Annotated in this window: 7 protein-coding genes; all 7 read right to left on the bottom strand. The window is 72.5% G+C overall.

The genetic code is table 11. The annotated features are described in order from the left end of the window. Positions 1-164: 164 nt before the first annotated feature. The 7 genes from ABEA77_RS33420 to ABEA77_RS33390 all read right to left on the bottom strand — a co-directional run bounded on the left by ABEA77_RS33420 (position 165) and on the right by ABEA77_RS33390 (position 6,096). On the bottom strand, positions 165-1,286 hold the full coding sequence (locus tag ABEA77_RS33420) for an NAD-dependent epimerase/dehydratase family protein (RefSeq protein WP_345655866.1): 1,122 nt from the start codon (positions 1,284-1,286) through the stop codon (positions 165-167). Between the two features lie 165 nt (positions 1,287-1,451). Next, positions 1,452-1,550 carry a 30S ribosomal protein bS22 gene (locus ABEA77_RS33415; RefSeq protein ID WP_003948845.1) on the bottom strand — a complete coding sequence of 33 codons (99 nt, stop codon included), beginning with the start codon at positions 1,548-1,550 and terminating at the stop codon, positions 1,452-1,454. 132 nt (positions 1,551-1,682) lie between these two features. Beyond that, positions 1,683-1,895 (bottom strand): helix-turn-helix domain-containing protein, encoded by a 213-nt coding sequence (locus ABEA77_RS33410; RefSeq protein WP_345655864.1) that lies wholly within the window; start codon positions 1,893-1,895, stop codon positions 1,683-1,685. Positions 1,896-2,023: 128 nt separating this feature from the next. Then, positions 2,024-2,839 (bottom strand): phosphatase, encoded by an 816-nt coding sequence (locus ABEA77_RS33405; protein WP_345655862.1) that lies wholly within the window; start codon positions 2,837-2,839, stop codon positions 2,024-2,026. A gap of 159 nt (positions 2,840-2,998) precedes the next feature. After that, positions 2,999-4,180: an acetoin utilization protein AcuC gene (locus ABEA77_RS33400; RefSeq protein WP_345655860.1), complete on the bottom strand. Its 1,182-nt coding sequence runs from the start codon at positions 4,178-4,180 to the stop codon at positions 2,999-3,001. Then, positions 4,140-5,360: an MFS transporter gene (locus ABEA77_RS33395; protein WP_345655858.1), complete on the bottom strand. Its 1,221-nt coding sequence runs from the start codon at positions 5,358-5,360 to the stop codon at positions 4,140-4,142. The genes ABEA77_RS33400 and ABEA77_RS33395 overlap by 41 nt, the downstream gene beginning before the upstream one ends. A gap of 85 nt (positions 5,361-5,445) precedes the next feature. Continuing rightward, complete coding sequence (locus tag ABEA77_RS33390) at positions 5,446-6,096, bottom strand: HAD family hydrolase (protein WP_345655856.1); 651 nt, start codon at positions 6,094-6,096, stop codon at positions 5,446-5,448. Positions 6,097-6,255 lie beyond the last annotated feature (159 nt).

Genomic DNA, 6,255 nt, shown 5'->3' with positions numbered 1-6,255 from the left:
GCTGCTGTTGCCGGAGCTTGAGGAGTTCCTGGTCTATGTGTGGCGGCGGCAGCGGTGCGCGGCCGGCGCCCGGCTGCCGCTCGTGGCCGCCGCGTCCCGCGCGCCGCCCGCGCCGCCGCCCGGCGCCGCCCTCGCCGAAGAGGATCACCTTGGCATCGGCCATGTCAGTCGCGCTCCTCGCCCGCGTCCGCTCCGGGCGCCTGCCCGGTTCCGCCGTACTCCACCACGTCCGCGAGGCGTTCGCCCGCGAACCGCGCCGCGCGCACCGCCACCGCGGACAGCCGGTCCACGGCCGCGCCCACCGCCTCGGGCGGCAGCAGCCCCGCGCCACGGCCCGCGGCGAACGCCGCGAACGCCGCCGCCGTCGCATACGCGGGCGTGAACCCGAGCGCCTCGCGCAGCCGGTCCGTGCTGACGACCCGGCCGTGCGTCAGCAGCCTGATCTGCTCGGGCGCGAAGTCCGTCATCCCCGTCGTGCGCAGCGCGCTGCCCATCCAGGTCACCGCGGGCAGCAGCACCGGGACCGTGGGCCTGCCGAGGCGCCGCGCGCACTGCGAGAGCAGCAGCACCCCGTCGCCCGCCACGTTGAACGTGCCGCTGCCGAGGGCGCCGCTGCGCTCCTCGTCGGCGACGAGCAGCAGGATGTCGAGCACGTCGTCCTCGTGCACGAACTGGAGCCTGGGGTCGTACCCGAAGACCGTGGGCAGCACCGGCAGCGAGAAGTACTCGCCGAGCGGGGTGTCCGCGGTCGGGCCGAGGATGTTCGCGAACCGCAGGACCGACACCGCGACGTCGGGGCGGCGGCGCGCGAAGCCGCGCACGTACCCCTCGACCTCCACCGCGTCCTTCGCGAAGCCGCCGGACGGCAGGGACTTCGGCGGGGTCGTCTCGGTGAAGACCGCCGGGTCGCGAGGCGCCGAACCGTACACGCTCGTACTGGACTTCACGACGAGGCGCCGCACGGCGGGGGACTTCTGGCAGGCACCGAGCAGCTGCATGGTGCCGATGACGTTGCTCTCCTTGACGGAGGCGCGGCTGCCGCCGGCCAGCGGCGTGCCCGTCACGTCCATGTGGACGACGGTGTCGGCACGGTGCTCCGCGAGGACCCGCGCTATCGCCGGTCTGCGGATGTCGGCGCGGACGAAGACCGCGCCGTCGAGAGGGTGGGGAGGGTCGACCGCGTCGACCGCGACCACCCGCTCCACGCCCGGCTCACGCACCAGGCGCCGCACGAGACGGCCCCCGAGCTGCCGGGCCGCACCGGTGACGAGCACCACTCTGCCCACGGACCGTGCCCTTCCTCAGGTGCCCGTCGCCCGCGCGGACCGGCCGGCCCGCGCGGGCGACGGGCTCAGGACATGCAACATGGCGGCCCCTCCACCGAATCCGGTGGGAGGGACCGCCACGGCGTACAGCATGCCGGAGCCACCCCCGCATGCGCGGGGATCCGCTCACTTCTTGTTGCGGCGCTGAACGCGCGTGCGCTTGAGCAGCTTGCGGTGCTTCTTCTTGGCCATCCGCTTGCGCCGCTTCTTGATAACAGAGCCCACGACTACCCTCGCTCACTTCTTCTCACTCGGTGCGGGGCGTCTGGGCCCACACGACCTACGTCGGGCCAGCCTACCCGCCACCGCGTGGCGGACGTAATCCGAGGGGATCGAGGGGGCTCCCGACGGCTCCCGTCAGGCAGTTTCCACCCCCACATAGGACTCGCGGAGGTACTCGTGAACCGCCTGCTCCGGCACCCGGAAAGACCTGCCCACCCGGATCGCCGGCAGATGACCGCTGTGCACCAAGCGGTACACGGTCATCTTCGACACTCGCATCACCGAGGCGACTTCCGCCACGGTAAGGAACTTGACCTCGTTGAGAGGCTTCTCGCCTGAAGCAGCCATGACCCACCTGCACCTTCCGCACTGCAACGGCCCCCGGCTTCCCCTCCGGTGACTCTTCGTCGCTGTGCGCTCACTACCAGGGTAGGGGCGGGTGGTACGAGTGGGGAAGAGGAGCAGCCCGACCCTGCTTACCGGTACAGATGCGCCCGATTGAGTACATACCGCACCAGCGGGCGGTAGTAGACGGAGCGCGCGCCGTCGTCCAGCGGCACCGCGAGAGAGACCCGGCCCTCCGCTTCGCCCACGAAGACCGCGGGATCGTCGGTGTCCGCGAGGCCGATCGCCTCGACACCGAGCTGACCTGCACCGCAGACCCATCCGTGGTCCCCCACCACCAGCTCGGGCAGGGGCCCGCCCGACGCCGCCGCGGCATCGAGGGCGACCCGCACGGGCAGCGGGGAGTGCGAGTGTGCGCCGGTCTCACTCCCGGCGCACCGCGCTCCGGGTTCACGCACCAACGCCACGCCCCGCACGTAGTCCAGACGGTACGTGCGTAGGCCGAACCGGGTCGCTATGTCGACACTTCTGCCCTGCGCCGGCATGAGGACATCACATCCAGCCGTCGACAGAGCGTCTGCGAGTTCACCGTAGAACCCCAGCAGCCGGTGCGGATGCCCCGTCCCGAACAGCACGGTGGCCCCACGCGCCACAGCGGCCGCGAGCCGCCGCGCCAGGGCGTCCAGCGCGTCCAGCGTCCGCTCGGGGTCGATCACATCGGGCCCCGTCACCTGCGCCGGGTCCGCCGAGACCCCGCACCGCCGCGCCATCAGCCGCAGCAGGTCTCCCTCCTGCCAGCCCCGCTCGGACGCGAGCCCCAGCGTGACCCGCGGATCCCCCGCCGCGAACAGCCGGTACGCCCGCAGGCTCACCTCCCGCGAGGTGGCCACGGGCCCGGCGAGCCGGGCCGCCAGCAGATGCGCACGCAGCGCCCCGGTAGTCAGCACCCGCCCGATGCTTCCGCACCACGCCGACCCCCGCCCGGATTCCCCCCGCATCCCCCACGGTTGGCCTAACACACACCCGTACGAACGCTACGCCTCCCCACCCGGGGCCGCCCGCGGCTCCCGACGCCGCCGCCGAAGCTCCCGGCATCCCGTCGGGTGTCAGGGCAGCAGCCCCCGCAAGGGGAAGGCCGCGGTGCGGGTGGCTCTGATGGCCTGGTCGAGGCGGTTGGCGGGGTCGTAGCCGGACTCCCACGGCTGCCAGGTGGGTGTGCGGCCGTCCGTCATGCGGCCTGGGCCCAACTGCCGTGTGCGTGCGTACACTTCGTCGCGCCACGAGGACGGGAGGACCGACTCGGGGTCGACCGGTCGGTGGGCCGCGATACCCACCAGATGCGTCCACGAGCGCGGCACCACGTCCACCACCGCGTATCCGCCGCCGCCGAGCGCCAGCCACCTGCCGCCCTCCGCGTACTCGTGCGCCAGGTCGTGGCAGGCCGACTGGGCGGCCCGCTGCGCGTCGAGCGACACCGCGAGATGCGCGAGCGGGTCCTCGAAGTGGGTGTCCGCGCCGTGCTGCGACACCAGGACCTGCGGCCGGAACTCCGCGAGCAGCTCGGGCACCACCGCGTGGAACGCCCGCAGCCACCCCGCGTCGCCGGTGCCCGCGGGCAGCGCCACATTGACCGCGCTGCCCTCCCCCGTCCCGAACCCCGTCTCCTCGGGCCAGCCCGTCTGCGGGAACAGCGTCCTCGGATGCTCGTGCAGCGAGATCGTCAGCACCCGCGGGTCCTCCCAGAACGCCGCCTGGACGCCGTCGCCGTGGTGCACGTCCGTGTCGACGTACGCGACGCGCTCGGCCCCCAGCTCCAGCATCCGCGCGATCGCCAGCGCCGCGTCGTTGTACACGCAGAACCCGGACGCCTCGCCCGGCATCGCGTGGTGCAGCCCGCCGGTGAAGTTCACCGCATGGTCGCTCGCGCCCTCCCAGACCGCCTCGGCGGCGGCCACGGAGAGCCCGGCGATCAACGCCGACACCTCGTGCATGCCGGCGAACGCCGGATCGTCGACCGTACCGAGACCGTACGCGGGGTCCGCGGAGCGCGGGTCGGCCGACGCGGCCCGCACCGCGTCCACATAGTCATGCCGGTGTACAAGCCCCAGCGTCGAGTCGCCCGCGGGGGGCGCGGCCCGCACGTCGACCGCGCCGTCCAGCCCGTACGCCCGCACCAGGCCCATGGTCAGCGCGAGCCGCACCGGGTCCATCGGGTGCGAGGCGCTGAACCTGTATTCCGTGACCGCCTCATCCCACATCAGCAGTGCGCGGCCGCTCTTGCCCGTCATGCCCGACACCGTATCCGCCACCCGCCCGTCCGAACGAGCGCGCGTACACGAGCGTGACCAGGACCATCCCCATCGGCACGAGCATCGCCCCCCGATAGCTCCACGCATCGCCCAACGCGCCCACCAGCGGCGCACCGATCAGAAATCCGACATAGTTGAAGATGTTCACGCGTGCCACGGCCGCCTCGCTCGCCCCGGGGAACAGCCGCCCGGCCGCGGCGAAACACTGCGGCACCAGCACGCAGAGGCCGAAGCCGAGCAGCGTGAAGCCGATGATGCCGATCCACGCGCCGGGCGCCGCCACCACCACCGCGAAGCCGGCGCCCGCGAGCAGCGACCCGAACCGCACCACCGCCACGGGCCCGAACCGCCGCACCCCGAAGTCCCCGAGCGCCCGCCCCAGCAGCGTCGTCACCATGTACGCGTTGTACGGCACGGTCGCGAGCTCCGCCGAACTGCCCAACGTGTCCTGGAGGTACTTCGCCGACCAGTTGGAGACCGTCGAGTCGCCGATGTACGCGAACGCCATCACCAGACACAGCGGCAGCAACGCCCGGAACACCACGCCGGACGCATCGCCGTCCCCGTCCCCGTCCGCCGCACCGGGCACGGCCGCCGCGTCCGCGTCCACGTACCACCTGCTGCCGGCGAGCGCAGCGGGCAGCAGCACTGCGACCGCGGGCAGGTACGAGACGAAGAGGGCCAGGTCCCAGTGGGCGCCGACCCAGGCGAGCGACGCCCCGACGATCCCGCCGAGGCTGTACGCGGCGTGGAAGCCGAGCATGATGCTCCGCCCGTACGTCCGCTGGAGGCTGACGCCCAGCATGTTCATCGACGCGTCGAGCCCGCCGACCGCGAGCCCGAACGCCCCGAGCGCCGTGGCCACCTGCCACACCGACCGCCCGGCGCCGACCCCGAGCAGCGCAAGCAGCACCACCGGCTGGAGCCACCGCAACAGCAGCGCGGGCCGCACCCGGGCCACGACGTGCTCGGTGAGCACGCTGCCGACGCCCGCGAGCACCGGCACGGCAGCGAGGAACGCGGGCAGCAGCGCGTCGGAGATGCCGTAGCGGTCCTGGATCGCCGGGATACGGGTCACCAGCAGAGCGAACGCGGCGCCCTGCGCGAAGAAGCTCACACCGAGCGATATCCGGCCCCGCCGCAGCCGCGCATCCGTCATGCCGCGACACCCTAGAACGCTTGGCTACCGATGGGTAGAGAGAGCGCGGCGGCAATCCCCCGCCGCTGCCGTGCTGCCCCTACTGCTACCGCTGGGCGAGCAGTCCGGGCAGGTCCGCCATGGCGGAGAACCAGGCGTCGGCCCCGGCGAGCCGCTCCGCCGGGGTCATCGCCGTGAACCCGTACACGTCCATCCCGGCGGCCCGGGCCGCAGCGACGCCCAACGGGCTGTCCTCGACCACCGCGCACCGCGCGGGCTCCACACCCATGCGGCGCGCCGCATACAGGAACAGGTCGGGCGCGGGCTTCCCGCGCCCGACGTCCTGCGCGCTGAAGACGACCTCCTCGGGAAACCACCGGTCCAACCCTGTCGTACGGTGCCCGACCCGGATCCGCTCGTGGTGTCCCGACGAGGCGACGCAGTACGCGGTGCCCGCCGCGCGCAGCCCCGCGAGCACCTCCTCCACCCCGTCCACCGGCTTCAGTTCACGCTCGAACGCAGCGAACACCCGCGCGTGCAGGGTGTCGTCGAAGTCGTCGGGCAGTGTGCGCCCGGTGCGCTCAAGGACCAGATCGTGCACGCGGTGCAGGGCCGCCCCCATGTAGTCCCGTACGGACTCCTCGTACGTGGTGGGGTGGCCGAGCTCCGTCAGGTACGCGGCCAGGATCGTGTTGGAGATCGGCTCGCTGTCGACGAGGACGCCGTCGTTGTCGAAGATGATCAGGTCGTAGCGCATGCTTCCGACAGTAGAGGTGCGCTGGGCCGGCAGGGCGCCGGAGCCCCTTCGCGTCATTACCAGCGAACGCAGAAAGGGCCCGCACCACCCAGGTGCAGGCCCTTCCCACATTCATCATCTTCAAAAACTGTTCGGCGGCGACCTACTCTCCCACAAGGT

This window comes from Streptomyces tremellae, assembly GCF_039540215.1.
Classification (GTDB): Bacteria; Actinomycetota; Actinomycetes; order Streptomycetales; family Streptomycetaceae; genus Streptomyces; species Streptomyces tremellae.
The sequence above is the reverse complement of the archived record's forward strand: the minus strand, read 5'-3'. Positions and strand labels throughout refer to the sequence as shown.